Annotated in this window: 16 protein-coding genes; 10 read left to right on the forward strand and 6 right to left on the reverse strand. The window is 53.5% G+C overall.

Annotated elements, in window-relative coordinates:
* Window positions 1-15: 15 nt before the first annotated feature.
* The 6 genes from KIK84_RS08735 (at window position 16) to KIK84_RS08760 (ending at window position 8742) form a co-directional block, all read left to right on the forward strand.
* Window positions 16-2544 carry a CHASE2 domain-containing serine/threonine-protein kinase gene (locus tag KIK84_RS08735; protein WP_349815923.1) on the forward strand — a complete coding sequence of 843 codons (2529 nt, stop codon included), beginning with the start codon at window positions 16-18 and terminating at the stop codon, window positions 2542-2544.
* A 14-nt stretch (window positions 2545-2558) separates the two neighbouring features.
* Entirely contained in the window at window positions 2559-3344 is a 786-nt protein-coding gene (locus KIK84_RS08740; protein WP_214122677.1) for a Stp1/IreP family PP2C-type Ser/Thr phosphatase, read from the forward strand.
* 28 nt (window positions 3345-3372) lie between these two features.
* Entirely contained in the window at window positions 3373-4041 is a 669-nt protein-coding gene (locus KIK84_RS08745; RefSeq protein WP_214122678.1) for an FHA domain-containing protein, read from the forward strand.
* A 29-nt stretch (window positions 4042-4070) separates the two neighbouring features.
* Window positions 4071-6488: a GspE/PulE family protein gene (locus KIK84_RS08750; RefSeq protein ID WP_349815920.1), complete on the forward strand. Its 2418-nt coding sequence runs from the start codon at window positions 4071-4073 to the stop codon at window positions 6486-6488.
* Window positions 6489-6640: 152 nt separating this feature from the next.
* Window positions 6641-7060: a pilin gene (locus tag KIK84_RS08755; RefSeq protein ID WP_214122679.1), complete on the forward strand. Its 420-nt coding sequence runs from the start codon at window positions 6641-6643 to the stop codon at window positions 7058-7060.
* Window positions 7061-7260: 200 nt separating this feature from the next.
* Window positions 7261-8742, forward strand: a complete 1482-nt coding sequence (locus KIK84_RS08760; protein ID WP_214122680.1) for a PglL family O-oligosaccharyltransferase — start codon at window positions 7261-7263, stop codon at window positions 8740-8742.
* A gap of 60 nt (window positions 8743-8802) precedes the next feature.
* Here the strand turns inward: KIK84_RS08760 and KIK84_RS08765 are convergent, their stop codons facing one another.
* Complete coding sequence (locus tag KIK84_RS08765) at window positions 8803-10197, reverse strand: hypothetical protein (protein ID WP_214122681.1); 1395 nt, start codon at window positions 10195-10197, stop codon at window positions 8803-8805.
* 161 nt (window positions 10198-10358) lie between these two features.
* Here KIK84_RS08765 and KIK84_RS08770 point away from each other — a divergent pair, with 161 nt between their 5' ends.
* Window positions 10359-11816 carry a M48 family metalloprotease gene (locus KIK84_RS08770; protein WP_214122682.1) on the forward strand — a complete coding sequence of 486 codons (1458 nt, stop codon included), beginning with the start codon at window positions 10359-10361 and terminating at the stop codon, window positions 11814-11816.
* A 43-nt stretch (window positions 11817-11859) separates the two neighbouring features.
* Here the strand turns inward: KIK84_RS08770 and KIK84_RS08775 are convergent, their stop codons facing one another.
* Entirely contained in the window at window positions 11860-12558 is a 699-nt protein-coding gene (locus tag KIK84_RS08775; RefSeq protein ID WP_214122683.1) for a TerC family protein, read from the reverse strand.
* 48 nt (window positions 12559-12606) lie between these two features.
* On the opposite strand from KIK84_RS08775, the gene KIK84_RS08780 reads away from it, so the two are divergent.
* The gene (locus KIK84_RS08780) at window positions 12607-13044 is read left to right on the forward strand and encodes a DUF3717 domain-containing protein (RefSeq protein WP_349815921.1); all 438 of its coding nucleotides are present in this window, start codon (window positions 12607-12609) and stop codon (window positions 13042-13044) included.
* Window positions 13045-13068: 24 nt separating this feature from the next.
* On the opposite strand, the gene KIK84_RS08785 is transcribed toward KIK84_RS08780, so the two are convergent.
* Complete coding sequence (locus tag KIK84_RS08785; RefSeq protein WP_214122684.1) at window positions 13069-13629, reverse strand: YaeQ family protein; 561 nt, start codon at window positions 13627-13629, stop codon at window positions 13069-13071.
* 5 nt (window positions 13630-13634) lie between these two features.
* Window positions 13635-15014 carry an adenylosuccinate lyase gene (gene purB, locus KIK84_RS08790; protein ID WP_214122893.1) on the reverse strand — a complete coding sequence of 460 codons (1380 nt, stop codon included), beginning with the start codon at window positions 15012-15014 and terminating at the stop codon, window positions 13635-13637.
* A gap of 125 nt (window positions 15015-15139) precedes the next feature.
* On the opposite strand from purB, the gene KIK84_RS08795 reads away from it, so the two are divergent.
* Complete coding sequence (locus tag KIK84_RS08795) at window positions 15140-15757, forward strand: glutathione S-transferase N-terminal domain-containing protein (RefSeq protein ID WP_214122685.1); 618 nt, start codon at window positions 15140-15142, stop codon at window positions 15755-15757.
* A 20-nt stretch (window positions 15758-15777) separates the two neighbouring features.
* Here the strand turns inward: KIK84_RS08795 and KIK84_RS08800 are convergent, their stop codons facing one another.
* The gene (locus KIK84_RS08800) at window positions 15778-17007 is read right to left on the reverse strand and encodes an HD-GYP domain-containing protein (protein ID WP_214122686.1); all 1230 of its coding nucleotides are present in this window, start codon (window positions 17005-17007) and stop codon (window positions 15778-15780) included.
* A gap of 53 nt (window positions 17008-17060) precedes the next feature.
* Here KIK84_RS08800 and KIK84_RS08805 point away from each other — a divergent pair, with 53 nt between their 5' ends.
* Entirely contained in the window at window positions 17061-17567 is a 507-nt protein-coding gene (locus tag KIK84_RS08805) for an adenylyltransferase/cytidyltransferase family protein (RefSeq protein WP_214122687.1), read from the forward strand.
* A 56-nt stretch (window positions 17568-17623) separates the two neighbouring features.
* Here KIK84_RS08805 and glnE read toward each other — a convergent pair whose 3' ends face one another.
* Window positions 17624-20386, reverse strand: a complete 2763-nt coding sequence (gene glnE / locus KIK84_RS08810) for a bifunctional [glutamate--ammonia ligase]-adenylyl-L-tyrosine phosphorylase/[glutamate--ammonia-ligase] adenylyltransferase (RefSeq protein ID WP_214122688.1) — start codon at window positions 20384-20386, stop codon at window positions 17624-17626.
* Window positions 20387-20396: the final 10 nt, after the last annotated feature.

The following is a 20396-nucleotide window of genomic DNA, read 5'->3' on the forward strand; positions in this document are numbered from 1 at the left end:
TGTAGCTTGGCCGTGGTGTGGTTGTTTACCAAATGGGCAACCCCTTGGTGGGACAGCATGGAGCGTCGGCTGTATGACGCTGTGACCACAGCGCAATCTACACAAGCATCGGAACGGATTGCAATCATCGCGATAGATGAGGCCAGTATCGTCAGTTTAGGGCGTTGGCCATGGGCCAGAGATGTGCACGCCCGCTTGATTGATATGTTGGCAGCAGCGCATGCTAAAACGGTCGTCCTTAGCATGCCATTGCTGGAGCCGCAGGTGGACCCGGGGTTGAATGCCATACTCAAAATGCGTTTTGTGCTGGACACCATGCCAAGTGGAGCCAATTCCCCTCTAGCACCTCTGGTAGATGAAGCGATGCAGGCTTTGGATGGAGATGCCAAGTTGGCTGCCAGTATCCAGCAAGCAGGCAATGTTTTGTTGGCGCAAACATTCGAATGGGGACCTGCTGGTGCACAGGTGGAAGTTGCACCGTCCAGTTTTGCCGCCAAAAGTGCGGTGGCTGGCAATGTGGCGGGCGTGCAATCTGCACGGCGTGGGGTTTGGCCGATGGAAGCGTTTGCCAACCACGCAGCGTTCATAGGGCATAGCGCATTGGCAGCAGACCCCGATGGAGTATTGCGCCGTGAGCAACTCTTGGTGCAATACGGCGGCCGGTTGTACCCGTCACTGGCACTGGCTACAGCAGCACATAGCCTGAGCTTGTCCGCAGCGCAAATACGTTGGCAAGACAACGATGGCATACGCTTAGGTCGCATTCATTTGCGTACCAACCGTGATGCCAGTCTTTGGATGCAGTTTTACAAGAGTAGTAGCCAACACCCTGCTTTTGCGGTTGATTCGTTTGTAGATGTCCTTACAGGCAAGATTCCTGCATCGAAGTACAAAGACAAGGTTGTGTTGATTGGGGTGACGACTGGACAGGCATCGCAGCAATTCTCCATACCGGGTGCATTGGCATATCCGGTGGAAGGTTTGGCGCAAGCTGTAGCGGACATTCTGAGCGAAAGCTACTACGTGCAAATGCCTTACGGGAACATTCTGAGCATTGCCTTGTTCGGTTTGCTGGTGGGTGGCCTGTTGCTTATGGCCCTATGGGAGTCCCGTTATACATACATCTTCTGCATTGCTTTGACCATCACCTTGGTGGGGGCAGAGGTGATTTTGCTAACCCAAGCGCGCATGTGGTTGGAGTTGTTATGGCCGGCGTGCTTCATGGCTGTGGGGGGCAGCTTGCTGTGGGCATGGCAAGTGCAGCAACAAAGACGCCCCTCCTTGCAAGCAGGACAGGATGCGAATGAAGCCTTGCGTTCGATGGGCTTGTCGCTGCAGACTCAGGGGCAACTGGATTTGGCGTTTGATCAGTTCAAACGCGTGCATCCGACGGCCGTGTTGTTGGATAACTTGTATGCCCTTGCTTCGGATTTCGAACGCAAGCGCCAATTCAACAAGGCGGCAGATGTCTATCGACACCTGTTGGACATGGATTCGACCTATAAAGATGCGCGTATCAAGTTGCAGCGTGTGCAACAGATTGCTGATAACGTGGTTTTAGGTGCTGCAAACACTGGCAAAAACGGCGTGTTGCTGCAGTCTGATAGCGCGATAGAAAAGCCCACGCTTGGCCGCTACACTGTGGAGCGAGAGTTGGGGAAGGGGTCTATGGGGGTCGTGTATGTTGGGCACGATATCAAAATTGGCCGCGCAGTTGCCATCAAAACGATGGCACTGAGTCAAGAGTTTGCACAAGAGGATTTGGCCGAGGCACGCAAGCGATTTTTCCGTGAAGCCGAGATGGCGGGTTGCTTGCAACACCAAAACATCGTCACGATTTTCGATGCCGGCGAGGAGCACGATCTGGCCTATATAGCAATGGAGCTACTCGAAGGGCACGATCTGACGCCGCATTGCAAACCAGCGAATTTGTTGACCGTTGAAACCGTTCTCTCTATCGTTTCTCGCGTGGCAGATGCCTTGGATTACGCCCATGACCGACGTGTACTGCACCGGGATATCAAACCAGCCAACGTGATGTACGACGCCAAGACCGATATGGTGAAGGTGACAGACTTTGGCATTGCCCGTATCACGGATGCAACCAAGACACGCACGGCGTTGGTGCTTGGGACGCCCAGCTACATGTCACCTGAGCAATTGGCTGGCCGCAACATGGATGGTCGTTCTGATCAATACTCCTTGGCGGTCATGCTGTTTCAGTTGCTCACAGGCGTACTGCCATTCAGAGCAGATACTATGACTGAGTTGATGTACAAAATATCCAATGCACAAGCCCCTGATTTGCGTTCACTGCGGGAGGAGTTGCCCAGAGAGCTGGCACAGCTTGTGCAAAAGGCGATGGATAAAAATCCACACAAACGTTTTGCACGTTGCTCAGATATGGCCAAGCAGTTGAGGCTAATACTCGCTGCAATGCAGGCTAGGCAGTCAGATAAGCACGATGAGGATATGCATGGGAGCAGTTTTCAAGAGACCGTTTTTCAGCCTGAGTGGGGGGAGACCGGTAGGCAAGCTTTGTGACACAGGCGTGGCGTATGCAGTTTGAGTTTGTGACACGAACCGACACCGGTTTGCTGCGTAAAAACAACGAGGACGCCATTTCAGTGGATGCCGCGGCGGGTGTTGCCGTGTTGGCCGATGGTATGGGGGGATACAACGCAGGAGAAATTGCCAGCAATATGGCGGCGACTTTTATCTGCCGTGAACTCACAGCTTGGATGCAGACTCGCTCCGATCCTGTCGTCAGCGCCGATGTGGCCCGCGCAGTACGCTTGGCTATTGCCAATGCCAATACGGCAGTCCTGAATTCGGCACTGAGTAATCCGAATTTCGCTGGCATGGGTACCACCTTGGTGGTGTGGGTGTGGCACGGTACGGGGTGCACTATCGGCCATATTGGTGATTCTCGGTGCTATCTCTGGCGCGCAGGTTCTTTGCGGCGCTTGACTAAAGACCATTCTTTGTTGCAAGAGCACATCGATGCTGGATTGATGACCCCACTGGAAGCTGAAACAGCCACCATACGCAACTTGGTCACGCGTGCTTTAGGCGTGGCAGAAGAGGTGGATATTGAGCTGGCACACTGCCAACCTGAAATTGGCGATGTTTATTTGCTCTGTTCGGATGGTTTGACCGATATGGTGTCTGATCTGCAAATAGCTAGAATTCTTGAAACCGATGCTGATTTGGCTCAAAAAGCCACAAGCTTGGTTGCAATAGCGAATGCAGAGGGTGGACGCGATAACATATCTGTACTTTTGGCGCAGAGCAATGCACTAACGCAAAGTCAGGGCATCATTGCTAGACTTTGGCGCAAATAAATGAAACCCACAAATAAGGAGTAGGTCAATGCCGAAAATGATCGTGTCGATCGATGAGGTAGTGATCAAGGAAGTCCAGCTCGTCAAGGACAGGACAACTATTGGTAGGCGTCCTTATAACGATGTCGTGATAGACAACTTGGCTGTCAGTGGTGAGCATGCTGTTGTTCAGTTTGCTGGCAATGATGTGTACATCGAGGATCTCAATAGCACCAATGGAACCTATGTCAACGGCAAAGCCGTGAAGCGCCAACAGCTTGCCCATGGTGACAGCATTGAAATTGGTAAATACAAAATCAAGTTTGCGGGCGAATTGGGTCAGGCCGTTGCCGCAGTTGAAAAGCCCCCGGCGGCTAAGAATAGTGGTTTTGCACAACTCAATGCCAATCCAAGCACTGGTTTTGGAACCATTTCTGCTACCGAAGCGGCAGCATCACTGCAAGCAAGTATCAAGGTTCTTTCCGGCGTAGCCAGTGGGCGTGAGGTGTTGCTATCTAAAGTCGTCACTACGATTGGAAAACCGGGCGTGGCGGTGGCGGCTATTACGCGCAGGCAGCAAGGCTATGTAGTACACCATGTGGAAGGTTCGGGGAATCCCACTCTCAATGGTGCCCCATTGGGCCCGGATCCTGTTGCATTGCAAAACGGCGATGTGGTGGAGTTGGCTGGTACCAAAATGCAATTCATTCAAGGTTGAGGAAGTAATTCGGGAATGAGGATATTGGCGTGAACACTTCGGACTTTTCCTCGTCGCATTCGAATAGCGAAGAGGCTTTCCTAGCTTCCCAAAAGTTACCCTCTAAAAAGCGCGGCCTCACTTTCGAGGCCCTCTTTTTTCGCCAACTACAACAGGTCACGACGCGCATACACGACACGGAGAACATTGAGCAAATCATGCTCGATGCCAGCGCCGATGTTTGCAAATTGCTCAACGCCGATCGCCTGACACTCTACGCTGTCAGTGAAGATGGCGTGTCGATCATTTCTAAAATCAAAACGGGTTTGAATACGAGCCGAGAGCTCAAACTGCCTATCAGTCCCCAAAGCATGGCTGGCTATGTAGCATTCAGTCGTAAGTTGCTCAACGTAGCCGATGTGTATGACGATGAGGAGTTAAAACGCATACATCCCAGCTTGTCTTTCTTGAAAGAGGTCGATCGCCGTTCGGGCTATAGAACCAAGCAAATGCTGGTAGCACCGATTCACGAAGGCACCACCTTGTATGGTGTTCTTCAGGTCATCAACAACAAGAGCGATGAACCATTCGGTGAGATCGAAGTGGACGGAGTTAATCGCTTGTGCAAAACATTGGCCACTGCGATACGCCAGCGCCAAAAACGGGTGTCCGAAGAGACCGCACGGCGCGGGAGCAAATACGACACCTTAGTAGGTGATGGGCTACTCACTCATAACGAGTTAGAACTGTGCATCCAAGAAGCGCGCGACAGTGCAACAACGGTTGAGCAACTGCTGCTTGATCGCTTTGGCATCAAGTTGCATGCTATTGGCATATCGCTCTCACGCTTTTTCCAAGTTCCCTACGAGTCGTTCAGTGCGAGTCGGATCCGTGCAGAAGTGTTGCATGGTGCGCTCAAGCGCGAATTCGTGGAAGAACAAGGCTGGATTCCCTTGGAGGAGTCGCCAGATGGTTTGATCATCATGTGCACCGACCCCGAGGCTGTGCGCGCAGCACGCATGGTACCGCAGGTCTTTTCCCGGGTCAGTAAATTTGTCTACCATGTAACCACTGAGACAGAGTTTTTGCAGACCTTGGATCAGTTGTTTGGTGCCAGTGCAACCACAGGCTCCATTGACAAAATGCTGGCCGACATGGACACGGCTCCACTGGGGGATGACGTCAATGATGAGGCGTTGGCTTCTGCCGCACAAGACAACGAATTGGTCAAACTCGTGAACCGCATCATCGTAGATGCATACAACCAAAAAGCATCCGATATCCATATCGAACCCATGCCGGGCAAGTTGAAAACTGGCATCCGCTTTCGCATCGACGGTACTCTATTCCCGTACATTGAAGTTCCCTCTCATCTACGCCAAGCCATGGTTACACGGCTCAAAATCATGTGTGACTTGGATATTTCTGAGCGTCGTAAGCCCCAGGACGGCAAGATCAAGGTCAAGAAATATGGACCGTTGGACATCGAGTTGCGCGTAGCAACAATTCCCTCGGCAGGCGGATTGGAAGACGTGGTGATGCGGATTTTGGCTGCTGGTGAGCCCATTCCGTTGGAAAAGCTGGGCTTAACTCCTGTCAATAAGCAGCGCTTAGAGGCTACGGTGAGCAAGCCATATGGTTTGTTTTATGTGTGCGGCCCAACGGGTTCTGGTAAGACCACCACGCTGCACTCGATACTCAAATTTTTGAATACACCAGAAACCAAGATATGGACGGCAGAGGATCCGGTGGAAATTACCCAAAAGGGTTTGCGGCAGGTTCAAATTAATAAAAAAGCGGGCATCGATTTCGCTTTGGTCATGCGCGCTTTTTTGCGTGCTGACCCGGACATCATTATGGTGGGTGAATCCCGCGACAAAGAAACTGTGTCGATGGGCGTGGAGGCATCGCTGACTGGCCACTTGGTCTTTTCCACCTTGCACACCAACTCCGCACCAGAATCCATTACCCGCCTCATGGACATGGGGATGGATCCGTTTAACTTTGCCGATGCACTTCTAGGAATCTTGGCCCAGCGCTTGGCCAAGCGTTTGTGCGACTGCAAACAAGCCTACGTGCCCGATGCCGCAGAGCTACGTCTGTTTGCCATGGAATACAGCGAAGAATTGCGCCATTCGGCTGCTTGGCAGCGCGATGCAGGAGGTGAAATGCAAAAACTGCTCGAAACCTGGACGGATAGCTACGGCCAAGACGGGCATTTGCATTTCTACCGTGCAGTAGGATGCGACAAGTGCAACCACACCGGCTACAAAGGCCGCGTTGGCTTGCACGAATTATTGGTAGCAGACGATGCAGTCAAAAAACTCATTCAAGAGCGCGCCCGTGTAGCAGAACTTTTTGCCGCTTCTGTAGAGGGCGGAATGCGCACGCTCAAGATGGATGGCATGGAAAAAGTAATGATGGGGCTGACGGATTTGAAAATGGTTCGGCAGGTGTGTATTAAGTGACAAATTTGCGTGTTGAGACTGGCAGCAATGACAAAAATGGGCGCAGAAATAGGCGTTGCGTAGTTTTTTGCAACAGATCAAGGCCAAAACTGTAGCTGGCACAAAGTCTGCATAGAATGAAACCTTCCTTCACTACGTCTTTGGAGTATCAAATGAAACGTACCGTCCAACAGGGTTTCACCCTGATCGAATTGATGATCGTGGTTGCGATCATCGGCATCTTGGCTGCTGTGGCACTGCCTGCCTACCAAGACTACACCAACCGTGCAAAAGCTTCAGAAGTCATTTTGGCTGCTAGTGGCGCACGCACCTGCGTGACTGAAAGTGTATCTTCCAACGGTTTTGTATCACTTAATTCCTGCGCGAGCAGCTTCACATCTAATGCCCGCACCTTGGCAATGAATATTGTCAGTAATACGGGGGTTATTACGGTAACAGGTGCTATCGCCAATAGCACAAGTACTAGCGATTTCGTTGTGACACTAGCACCTGTATCTGCCGATACAAATAATATTAAGTCGTGGACGTGCACAACAAGTGTTACAAAATGGGCACCAGCATCTTGCCGCTAAGATAAATAACCCAACAAAAGGAGGCGAGGCCTCCTTTTTTTTTGTCTATGCCGTATATATTTTCTTTATTGTTAAGCATTACTTGGTTCATTCCAAATCATAGTCGGCCATGGACTTCATTCCATGCAGAATGGTGGAGTGCTGTGGTGTGTATTGTATGGGTGTTGTATAGGCTCACTAAAGGAATGTTCCTGCGGCGTGTGAACTTAATATTTATTTTTCCCGCTTTTTTGATAATATTGCATCAGCTATACCAGTATCTCTTTTCCCCAGAAAGATTTTCAACTCTCTTTTTTTTGTATGCACTAGGTTTCTTTTGCGCAATCTATGTGGGCGCATGCCAGACAGAAGATGGTTCCGATGATATTGACTTTTGGGGCAGATCTTTTTCATTTGCGAGTGCAGTTTCATGCATTATTCAGATTGTGCAAATGACAAGATTTAATGGTGCAATAGATTCGATGTGGATTAATTCGGTGCAGCCTGGAACAGTACGCTATGATGGAAATTTGGCACAAGCGAATAACTTGGCAACGTTGCATGCAATGGCAATTGTGTATTCCTTTGTTCATTTAAAAAAAACATTTTCATTTTCATTTCTGTTAATCGTTCTTTCATCACTTGGTCTTGGATTAACAGGTTCAAGGGCAGGGATGCTTTCAATTTTGGTTGCTGGCGCTCTTGTGAATTTAAATTCGGAATATAGAAAAAATAAATTAATAGCGCATCAGCTGTTGTTGGTAATATTAATTGTTGGATCAAGCTTTTTGCCTTCCCTGTTTTTGCAAGAGAACTCAATGCCCACGACACGAATCGTATCTGGTGCAGTAAGTGATCGAATTGAGATATGGAGCAGGGCGATAGAGGCAATAAGGTTAAAGTGGATAGTAGGTTATGGCTGGGATGGAGCGGTTGCAGCACTCTTTCATACAGCGCAGTCAAAACATTATTTGCAGTTATTTGGTTCGGCGCATAATATTTTTCTTGATATGTTTATTTATACTGGGGTTTTGTTTGGGGGGGGTGTTATATTTATTTTCTTGATGTCTTTTTTTGTTTGCTTGAGGAGTGGTCTGAAAAATGGAGGAGGTGTAGTATTTTTGTTAATTATTCCACTCTTTATACATTCTCAGTTTGAGTTCCCGTTGCATTATTTGTACTTTTTAATTCCATTTGGGTTTTTTCTGGGAAAGCTTTCGAGTGAGGTATCTATTGGAAAACTGTCTGCACAGAATTTTTACATTGGAACAATTCTGTGCATGTTGCTTGCTGCTGCATTGATAATTGGATATGATTATTTGAAGATTGAAAATTCATATTTTTATCTGCGATTGCGCAACGCTGAGCGCGCTATCGTTTTTGAACGCAGTGAGATGCACCCTGATTTGATTGTATTGAAAGGTTATGAGAGATTTTTTGATGCTAACGACATTGATGTCTCTCAGACGATTTTGATGGATTCTGATTATTTGGATGACAATCTGGTATTGAGGTATCCTAGTCAAAAGTTAATGTTTGCGCTAATAAAAAAACATGCCCTACTAGGCGATTTGATTTTGGCAAAAAAATGGATGATTTTTTATTGTAGTAGTTATGAGAGTAGTGTGAAGGATGCCAAATTTCTTTGGGATAGTGAGGCATTAGCGGCAAAGAGTGGTCTTTTGTGGAATTGTGACAATTAATTCTGAGTAATGTTATTTCATTTCACAATGCTTGCATTGTGGCGAATTGGTCTTGCTATTTCAATCCTTCTTTTTTAGAAAAATGTAATGCCTGTCAATTAGGATTGGGTCCCATTTTTCAACTTCAAATTTTTTTAGTTTTGCATTGGTGATGAAAACTTCTTTTTCCATAAGTATAAATTTAACATCATAGCGCTCCACAAATTCGTCTAACAGGGTGCTATTATTTAGTAGTGCTTGGTTAAACTCGGCGTAGTCAAAGCCATACGAGTCTACGCGACAATCAATGGAAGGCTTTAGTTTGGGGTAGGCTGTATAAACAAGCTCGCAGCCTGAAGAAATAGTGGTCAGGACGTTGCCTTTAACTTCTGGTGATAATAGTGTTTTTGTTAATTCATCGCTGTATTTTCCATAGGCGGGAGTCGTTGGGTTAGTGCCAAGCATATTTCCGTTAAAAATAAATAGAATAAATAGTAAAAATCCTAGCGCAGGATAAATGTATTTTTCAGTTATCCCTTTTATGAAAGGGGGCTGGGGTGTTGTTTTTGACAGAATTATTGGTATTATTGTTGATAGGTAGACGGGGAAGCGTATTGCCTTGATGGCTAAGAAGCTGAAGAATGCCAAAAGAAACCAGTATTCTGCGAGCATTTTTTTTCTATTAACTAATGCAAATATCCATGTGATGGTTAGTATCAGTAAGAGGTAGTACCAAAAAAAGCTATCTCGCCATCTCGTAGATAATGTTGGCATCCATTCTGTCACTCTATTTGCAAGGCGTGCGTCCGATGAGAATGACAGGGCAAATGTGTAAGCTTCAATGCCAAATGGATTTATCAGGCAACTTAAGAGTACAACAAAGAAGGCGAGCGTGGGAAATGTTATTTCTTTGAAGATGCTAGATGATCGATGTAGTTTCAATAATTCGGAAAATAGATAAATCCCTGCAATTATTGGTGCCAAAATAAAAGACCCGTGAATGTTTGTCCAGAGCGTTGAAAGTATGGCGATTGGAAAAAGAGATGAAATAGTTCTTTTTGAATATGCGTTTGCCATTCTTTCGATAAAAAAAGCCAGAAAAATTGTTGAAAATATTTCTGGTCTAATGGTGTGGCGATAATTTTCGAGTGTGATGCCGATAAGTGAAAGAATCAAAGCTGGAGATTTTTCAACTTGCATTCTGCGTAGCAGAGAATATATGGCGCAGAAAAGAACTATGCCAAATGCTGTTGCAATGAATGGGAGATTATTTTCTCCAAAAAATTTTATAAAAAAGTAGAATATTATAGAGGCGAGCCATTCATGAGCATTGAATTTTTCTGTTCTGATTTCTGTGAAGGGGAAACGTAAGTCAGGTGGAATTGATTTTTCGTTAATTATTATTTCACCGATCTTTGCCTGAAGCCAAAAGTCAACGCCGGCAATTTGAACTGTGGATATGTATATAACCGTCACTAAACATATCGTTAATAAAAAAAATTCAGCTTGTCGTGAATTGTGTTTGCTATTTAATTTTTTCATTTTGCTATTTTATAAAATTAGGAGTTTTTGCAATGGATAGGAGTATTATCTTATTCTTAATTTTATTCTGCCTTTCCGGATTAGATGCATATTCCATGCCCAGTGATTTCTCAGACGGCCTCGGTCTCTCTCCCGCCGCCGAACGCCGCATAGGCGATCAAATGGCGCGGTCTTTGTACCGCGATCTGGACTATCTGGATGATCCGATAGTGCAAGACTACGTCAACAGCATCATGGCGCCGCTGCTGGCTGCAGCGCGCGCGCGCGGTGAGATCCAACCCGAGATGGATGATGCCTATGCGTGGCATGTGCTGCTGGGAAAGAACAAAACCGTGAATGCGTTTGCCACGCCGGGCGGGTACTTTGGTTTGGAGTTGGGTTTACTGGCGGTGACAGTCAGTCGCGACGAACTGGCCGCTGTGCTGGCCCATGAACTCAGCCACGTCACCCAGCGCCACCTCGCACGCATGATGGCGCAGCAAGAGCAGCAAACTCCATGGCTGATAGGCGCCATGATTTTGGGCATTCTGGCTGCGGCCAAGGACGGTCAGAGCGGCAGTGCAGTGGTCGTGGGCGGCAGTGCCGCTGCAGCCCAAAGTCAGCTCAATTTCTCGCGTGATATGGAGCGTGAGGCTGACCGCATCGGTTTTGGCGTGGCCACCCAAGCGGGTTATGACCCAGAGGGCTTTGTGACCATGTTCGACAAGCTCTACAACGCCAATCGCCTCAACGACAGCGGCAACTTTCCTTACCTGCGCACCCACCCTTTGAGCACCGAGCGCATGGCCGACATGCAAGGGCGCTTGGGTGTGAAAGCCACGGCCACCAGCAAAACCAATGCGGCAGCAAGCGAAGACCCTATGTTGGAGCACACCTTGATGGCCGCGCGAGCCAAGGCCCTGTCCAGCAGCGGGGTGGATGCGCAGCAGCTTTTGGTGGCGCAAGCCAATATGAAAGCGACAACCAACAACACTAGTCAAGCAGCGGCAACGGCCTATGCCGCAGCGATGGGGGCTATGCAACTGCGCGATTGGCCCACAGCGCAGAAGCAATTGCTTCAGCTACAAAGCCTGGTGGCAGGTAAACCTCTGAGCCAGCGCCAATGGCGTTATCTGCAAGCGGAGTATTTGCTGGCAACGAACCAAGCGGCAGCAGCGTGGGACTTGCTTATGCTCGATGCCAACCACCGTGCCGGTATGTGGCTGCGCGGGCAAGCTGCCTTGGCCCTGCAGAACCAAGCACAGTTGCGCCAATGTCTGATCGAGCGCCGTAGCTGGTTGGTGGAGCATCCCAGTGACGCGCTGATGTGGCAGCAGCAAAGCAACATGGCAGTAGCCACTGGCTGGACTTTGGGGGCCATGCGGGCCGCAGCCGAGAGCAAGGCTGCAGAAATGGATATTGCGCAAGCCTTAGAACGCATGCGTGCAGCGCAAGCATGGGGAGCAAAGAATCCAGCCACTTCAGGCGATGATCAGATAGAGCTCAGCATCATCGACAGCCGGGTGCGGCAGTTGCAAAGCCAACTCAAAGACCTGCAAAGCAGCAAGATGTAAAAAGGGGAGCATATGCTCCCCACCAATGCCTATATGCAGGTGTTTAGGCTTGCTGCTGGTTGCGTTTTTTGTGCCACCAACCAGCTGCCAATACGCCAATGATGACAACACCTTCCACCGCCCAGCGTGCCATGATCTGGCCCTCAGTGGATTGCTTTGGGGTGCCAAAGAAATCTTTCAACCAAGGCTCCGCCACAATCATCTTGGCAGCAGTGAAGGCCAGCACCGCTGCGCCAACTTGGATGATGACGGGGTAGCGTTGCACCAGCTTGAGCACCACATTACTGCCAAACACCATAATGGGCACGCTCAGCAGCAAGCCCACAATCACCAGCGCAAAGTCGCCATGGGCGGCACCTGCAACCCCCAGCACATTGTCAATACCCATGAGTGCATCGGCCACTACGATGGTGCGCATAGCGCCCCAGAAGGTGGTTGCACCGGTTTCACCATGCTCCTCCTCGCCATTGTCGTGTAGCAGCTTGTAGGCTATCCATACCAAACCCATACCGCCCACCAGCATCAGACCGGGTATGTGCAGCAGCCACACCACACCCAAGGTCATGGCTGCACGCACGACAATAGCGCCCACAGTTCCCCATGCAATCGCTTTGGTACGCAGGTGGCTTGGGAGGTTGCGGGCGGCAAGGGCAATGACAATTGCGTTGTCGCCTGCCAGCACCAAGTCAATCAGCACAATAGCCAGCAGAGCCGACCACCATGCGGGTGTCAGAAATTCCATAATTCATCCTTTGATTGCAAAACCGTATTGCATGCAGTCTAGGTTTTGGTGCAACAAACCCAAGGGAATAAGGGGCATACGAGCGTGGCCGCCAGCTACCACATCACCGACATTGAATCTGCCATCAATTACTGGCGAGAGCAATGGCCGACTCCGTCGGGAGAGCCCTTGGCACCGCCACTGGCGGCTTTGGCCGAGGTGTATGCACGCATGGCAGTGCAGGGCCACCATGCCTGTGACACTTTGCCCCCTGCGGCACTGGATGCTTGGTTGGCGTGGTACGACACCACACCCGATACGCCCTGCATCGCCATTTGCTCCACCAGCCAGGGGGACGAGGTCTGCAAAGGCTGTGGCCGCACTTTCGAAGAGGTACAGCACTGGCCGGGCATGCAGCCGGTGGAAAAGCGCGACACGTGGCACCGCATCACCCTAGAGGGGGACGCGTGGCGCTTTACCAAATACGCTGAACGCGCACAGGAATAGGGCCCCGCACAGCCTGGTGCTTGTCTATTGCCAGCGCTGGGGTTCGATCTGCACTGTGTGCTGCCCATCGCTGAGCAAGAGTGCGCCTTCTTGGATGGTGGCTTGTAGCTGCATGCTGCGTTGTGCCAATGGCAGCAGCGCTTGGCTTTGCTCAGACGGAATGCGCCAGACTTGCAGCTTGTCCAAGCGGTTGAGCTTGCCTGCAATGCCCTTCCACCACACTTCGGCCGGGTGGCTGTAGGCGTAGAGCACCACCGCATCGGCCTTGTTGCAGGCTTTGCTGATGGGCTTGTCTTCCGGCTGCCCCACTTCAATCCACAGGCGCATGGCACCGGTGAAGTCGGTCAGGGATGCGTCGGGGTCTTCTGGATCAGACAGCCCGGCTCCAAACGCCAAGGTGCCATCGCCATTGCACAGGTCTTGTAACTGGTGGGCCTGCAGGGCTAGCGCGACCAAACGCACCATCATGCGCTCATCGGTTTCGCTGGGGTGGCGAGCCAGTGTGAGCGCATGGTCGGCGTAGTAGCCGTGGTCTATGTCAGCAATTTGCAGGTTGGCTTTGTAGATGGTTGCTTTGAGTGCCATGCCACTTACACCCGGCGCGCCAGCTCAGTGGCCTTGCCAATGTAGCTAGCGGGGGTCATGGCCAGCAGGCGGTCTTTGTCCGCTTGCGGAATTTCCAAGCTGTCGATCAGGGCGTGCAGCGCCTGGGCAGTCACGGTTTTGCCGCGGGTGACTTCCTTGAGTTTTTCGTAGGCACCTTGTACGCCATAGCGGCGCATCACGGTCTGGATGGGCTCGGCTAGCACTTCCCACGCAGCGTTCAGGTCGTCTGCCAAGGCTTCTTCGTTGATTTCCAGCTTGTTCAAACCGGTCATGAACGAGGTATAGGCCAAGAGCGAATAACCCAGTGCCACACCCATGTTGCGCAGCACGGTGCTGTCGGTCAGGTCGCGCTGCCAGCGGCTCACGGGCAGCTTCTCGCTCAGGTGGCGCAGCAAGGCGTTGGCCAAGCCAAGGTTGCCTTCGGCGTTTTCAAAGTCGATCGGGTTGACCTTGTGCGGCATGGTGGAGGAGCCAATCTCGCCTGCTTTGAGCCTTTGCTTGAAGTAGCCCAGCGACACATAGCCCCAAATATCGCGACTCAGGTCGATCAAGATGGTGTTGGTGCGGGCCACGGCGTCAAACAATTCGGCCATGTAGTCGTGCGGCTCGATTTGGATGCTGTAGGGCTGGAAGTTCAGACCCAAACCCAGTGGCTCAGGCGTCTCAATGACTTTCTTGCTAAAGGCTTCCCAGTCAAAGTCGGGCCAAGCGGACAGATGGGCGTTGTAGTTGCCCACGGCACCGTTCATCTTGGCCAGCAGCTTCACGCTGGCAATGCGGTCACAGGCCGCTTGCAGGCGCACCAACACGTTGGCGATTTCTTTGCCCACGGTGGTGGGGCTGGCGGTTTGGCCATGGGTGCGGCTGAGCATGGGCGTAGCCGCATAGGCGTGGGCCATGTCGCGCAGCTTGAGCATGATTTTGTCCAGCGCGGGCAGCAGCACCACATCGCGGGCCGAGCGCAGTTGCAGTGCGTGGCTGGTGTTGTTGATGTCTTCGCTGGTGCAGGCAAAGTGCACAAATTCGCTGGCGCGCTCCAGCTCAGGACGTGCTTCAAACTTGGACTTGATCCAGTACTCCACCGCTTTCACATCGTGGTTGGTGGTTTTCTCAATGGTTTTGATGGCCTGTGCATCGGCCTCGGAGAAATTCTTCACCAAACCCAGCAGGTAGGTGCGCGCACCGGGGCTCAGTGGTTTGAATTGCTCAAAACCCGCATCGGACAGGGCGATAAACCACGCCACTTCGACCTGCACGCGGCGGTGCATAAAGCCGAATTCGCTCATCAGCGGGCGCAGAGGGTCGAGTTTGGCGGCATAGCGGCCGTCCAGCGGAGAGAGGGCAGAGAGGGTGGAGAAAGTCATGTGGCAATTGTAGGCGGTGCGCATGACGGGCCATTAGGGCCTGTCGTGGGGCAGGCATGCGCGAAGCTCCAAGGGCATTGCGTGGCCTTATAGAATTAGGCGTCAACAAGAAAAAACAGCGATCCATGAAACTTATCGGCTCAACGGCCAGTCCTTTTGTGCGCAAAGTGCGCGTCGTGATGGCAGAAAAAAAACTGGACTACCAGTTTGTGTTGGAAGACGTTTGGTCGGACAAAACCCAGATCAATCAACATAACCCATTGGGCAAGGTGCCATGCCTAGTCATCGAGGGCGTGGAAGCCATGTACGACTCCCGCGTCATCGTCGACTACTTGGATACTTTGTCTCCTGTGGGCAAACTCATTCCCCCTGTGGGGCGCGAGCGTGCTGCGGTGAAAACACTGGAGGCTTTGGCCGATGGTTTGCTCGATGCCGCCATCTTGGCCCGTATGGAGGCCACTTGGGCTGGTCGCACCAAAGCCCAGCGCAGCCAAGCGTGGATAGAGCGCCAGATGGGCAAGGTCGATGAATCCCTCAAGGTGTTGGCCATGCACTTGGGTGAACAGCCCTACTTCACCGGCATCCACATGGGCTTGGCCGACATTGCAGTGGGCTGCGCGCTGGGGTGGTTGGAGTTTCGCTTCCCCGACCTGCAGTGGCGCGACCAACATCCCAATTTGGGTCGCTTGCTCGACAAGCTCATGCAGCGTCCCAGCTTCGCCGAGACCGTTCCGTTTGCCTGAGTCTGGGTTGGAACCTGCGCTTAGCGCAGGTTCATGGGCGCGCCCGTAGCGGTGAGCAGCAAGATGCGCTCCAGATTGATCTGCACCTTGATGTCACGGTGCGCAATACTGGCGGTGATACGAAAATCGTTGAACGCCGTGTCGCGCACGATGGGCTCGGCCGTGGGCATGCCAGCCTTGTTCACCAGTACCGCCACGCGTGGGGTGGTGGTGTTGGCACCGCGCTGAATCACCACGGCAATTTCACCTGTGGCCAAGCGCACCAAGGAACCGGGCTGGTAAATGCCGACTGCCTTGATGAGTGCGGCTCCCGCTTCGTCGACTTGCTTGTTCTCGTCGTAGTACGTGGCCTGCATGGCTTGTGCGGGCGGCAGCGGGTGGCGCGAAGCACGTGGGGCTAACCGGGCCCCAAACATGTCGGCGCGCTGGATCAGGCGTGCTACCCGGTTGGCGCGGCTGCGCTCGCTCAATTTACCCGGTGCTTGTTGGTGATGCAGGCGCACTGCTTCCAGCCAGTCGGCATCTGGCACGCCCATGCGCTCCAAGATGTCCGCACTCACCGTGGCGTGGGCGGCAATGGCGTTCTTTTGCACCGTGCTCAGTGGTTCAGTTTGCAGGGCCAAACGGTCTTGCAGGACTGTCATGCCCACGTTCATGGTCAAACCCACGCGCATGACCAGATTGCAGTCGTCCTCAGACCAGCCCAACACGTTGCGCGCAGCCAAGTGGCACATACACCCGACCAGCATGCCGTGGGTGGCGCTGTAGTACTCCAAGCCGGTAGAGCTCAGGTAAATGAGGGCAAACAGCGCGCCATCGGGGTTGCGGCGCAGGTGGCGCTGCAGAATTTGGTTCATCTGCTCAAGACGAGAGCGGAAAAATTCCGAATTGGACTCGCGCAGCGTGTTGTTGGCCATGACTTGCAGATCCAACCAACCCAGCTGTTCCAGTTTTTCCAGCGTGCGGTCATTGGCCTGCAGGCTTTCAATATGGGTTTGCGCAATTTCACCCAACGATTTGTCCTGCAGCAGCATCTTGTTGAGGTGCTCCAGGTAGGTGCGGTAGTGCGCAGCCGAATGAACGGTGTCGATGAACAAACCGCCGCCGCGTTCTGCTGTTTCTTCCAGCTCTTTGCGGCTTGGGATGACATAGCCTTTACGCGCCAGTAGCACGCCGGTCTTGTCCACCAGGGCGAACGGCAGCGGCTCCCCAACGGGGATGTGTTCAAACTGCACGGGTTCTATGTTCATGGTTGCGGGTGAATTGTAGGGGCAAGGCCGTACGGGCCTGCTAGCATCGGCCTATGCAGCATATCGACCAAGCCCCTGATTTTCTTGAAAAAATTGTCACCGATGATGCCTTGTTGGCGCGCTTGCAGCAGCTACCGCGCCCCTGGGTTTTCACCAACGGTGTGTTTGACGTGCTGCACCGCGGTCACGTGGTGTACCTGGCGCAAGCCCGTGCGCTGGGCGGCAGCCTGATTGTGGCGCTCAACACCGACGCTTCGGTCAAGCGTTTGGGCAAGGGGGATGACCGCCCGCTCAACGCCGAACTGGATCGCGCCATCCTCATGGCCAGCCAGCAGTCGGTAGATGCAGTCACGTGGTTCGATGAGGACACGCCGCAGCAAATCATCGCGCGCATCCGCCCGGATTTGATCGTCAAAGGTGGCGACTACGACATGGACAAGCTGCCCGAAACCGCCTTGGTGCGCAGTTGGGGGGGCGATGCCCGTGCGCTGCCTTTCGTGCCGGGTTATTCGACCACCGCCCTGCTGAAAAAAATCCGCGCCCATCAAGCGCAAAAATAAGCGCTAGAGCTTATGGGGTAAGCTGTGGCAGCTATAAAAAAGATAGCAAATTGCTGCTAACTCTGGGGCAACACATGGGCATACAAGGCCAAGCCCGGTGCTTGCAGGGCCTCGGCCTCGTTGCTGTCGAGCTGTCCCACCGATTCGTTGAGCCGCGCATGGTGCTGCTCTTGGCGCAGTAGACGGTAGGCTGCTGCAGCCGCGTCCCCCATGGGGGCGGGCAAGATGCCCAGCGTTTGCGCTTGCTGCAGCAGGGCAATATTGCCCGCGTTGGCGCACAGGGTGGGGTGCGCAGGGGCATGGGCCAGCACCAAAAACTGCACCACGAACTCGATATCGACCATGCCGCCGGGGCTGTATTTGATGTCAAACCGCCCCGCAGGCACACGCTGGCTCTGGCGCATGCGCTCGCGCATGGCCGTGATTTCTTGTCGCAAGCCATGGGTGTCACGTGCGGTGGTGAGCACCGCTTGGCGCACGCCATCAAAGCGCTGGCGCAGCGCTGGGGGGCCCAGCACGCAGCGCGCACGCGTCATGGCTTGGTGTTCCCATGTCCAGGCGGTGTTGGAGCCGCGTTGGGTTTGGTACTGCTCGTAGGCGGCCATGCTGGTCACCAGCAGGCCCGAGTTGCCGTTGGGGCGCAGCGCGGTGTCTATCTCGTACAAATCGCCTTCACCGGTTTTCACGGTCAGCCAGTTGATGAGCTTGCGTACCAGCGCGGCGTAGATTTCGCCAGCGTTCTCGTGGTCGTCGTCATAGACAAATACCAAGTCCAGATCGCTGCCGTAGCCCAGCTCTTTGCCGCCCAGCTTGCCGTAGCCAATGATGGCAAAGGCAGGTTCTTCGCGGTGGTGGTTTTTCAGCCGCTGCCAGCACCAGCGCGTGGCGATGCGCAGCACGCTGTCGGCCAGGGCGGACAAGTCATCGGCCACTTGCTCGACGCTGAGCAGACTCTCCAAGTCGCGTACCAAGATGCGGAACACCTCGGCGTGGTGGGCGCGGCGTAACAGGTTGAGCAGCGATTCCTCGTCGTCGTCGTTGGCGCGTTGCAGGGCGTCATGGCGGCGTTGCAGTTCGGTTTCAAACTGCTGCGGGTCAAAGCGCTCTTGCAAGATGTTGTTGCCCACCAGCTCGTCGATCACGCCGGGATGCTGCAGCAGGTAGCGCGCCGGCCAGCTTGCTGCGCCCAGTATGCGCAGCAAGCGTTGGTGCACGCTGGGGCGCTCCCACAGCAAGGCCAGATAGCTTTCGCGGCGCAGCAGGGGCTCTAGCCAGTCCAAGTGGCGCAGGCAAGCCGTGTCGCTCACTTCACCTTGGGCCAGCCACTGAAAGCTGCGTTCGAGCAGCTGCCCTAGGCGTTGCGCCGCTGAGTCTTTGAGCAAGGCCAAACGCGGCGCGCGCTGCCACTCTTGCAGGCGTGGGCGCAGGGAGTCGGGCAGTTGGGGAATGCGCTGTTCCAGCCAAGCCGCTAAGCTGGTCGGGGGCGCACTGCCTGCCGCGTTGCCATGGCATTTCTTGCAGCCGCTTTTGGGGCTGCTGGGGCTGGAGCCACCCAGCAGGGCGTCAAACTCTTGCGCCACCAGTTCGCGGTGGCTGTCTAGCGTGTGCATCAGGGCACAGACATCGGCCAGCCCTAGGCTGCGGGCAATCCAGTCCAAATCGGCCTCTTCGGTGGGCAGCACGTGCGTTTGCTGGTCGTCCAAGTACTGGATGCGGTGCTCTACCTGGCGCAAAAAGGTGTAGGCCTGTTGCAGTTGCTGGGCTGTAGAGGCGGGCATCAGGCCCGCTTGGGCCAGTCTGTCCAAAGCGCTGCAGGTGGGTCGTGTACGCAGTTCGGGGAACTGGCCGCCGCGCACCACTTGCAGCAGTTGCACGGTGAATTCGATCTCGCGGATACCGCCGCGCGAGAGTTTGACGTCGTTGAGCCGTTCGGGCCGCCCGGCGCTGCGGCGCTGGGCGTGTTCGCGGATTTGCTGGTGCAGGCCGCGCAGGGAATCGAACACGTTGTAGTCCAGATAGCGGCGAAACACAAAGGGCACCACGATGCTGCGCAACTGCTGCGCGCAGTCGCTGGCAATGGCGCTGCGCGGTGCAATCACGCGGCTTTTGAGCCAGGCAAAGCGCTCCCATTCGCGGCCTTGAACGTGGAAATACTCCTCCAGCGCCCCCAACGACACCGCCGATGGGCCTGAATTGCCATTGGGGCGTAGCGCCAAATCGACCCGGAAGACCTGCCCGTGCTCGGTGGTGTCGCCAATCAGGGTTTGCATGCCACGGATCAGGCGGGCGAAAAATTCTTGGTTGCTCAGCGCCCCCCGGCCTTCGCTGTTGCCGCTGGTTTGGCCGTCTTCGTCGTAGACATAAATGAGGTCAATGTCGCTGGAGACATTGAGTTCGCGCGCGCCCAGCTTGCCCATGCCGATGATGCACAGCGTCGCTTCACCACCATTGGCAGTGCGCGGGGTGCCATGCTGTTGGGCCAGTTGCTCCCAGCTGTGCTGGTAGGCCGCATCCAGCGTGATCTCGGCCAAATCGGTCATGGTGCGCGTCACTACATCCAGCGGCAGATGCTGCTGGCAGTCCAGTTGCTGCAGGCGGTAGAGGGTGAGTTGGCGTAGCAGGCGCAGGGCTACGCCCATGTCGTGAGCGCCGCCATGCGGGGTGAGCAGGTGCTGCAGTGTGGCTTGCAGTTCACGGCGTTCCAAGGTGCTGTGGGCCAGCAAAAACAACTGGTTTTCGTAGCGGCGCTCGATGCGCTGGGCCCACCGACTGGGGGGAAATGGGGTGCCGACTTCAGTCATGGGCTGCGTGCGGGTCATAATTCTTGTC

The sequence above is a fragment of the Curvibacter sp. CHRR-16 genome (assembly GCF_018474005.1).
GTDB lineage: Bacteria > Pseudomonadota > Gammaproteobacteria > Burkholderiales > Burkholderiaceae_C > Allorhodoferax.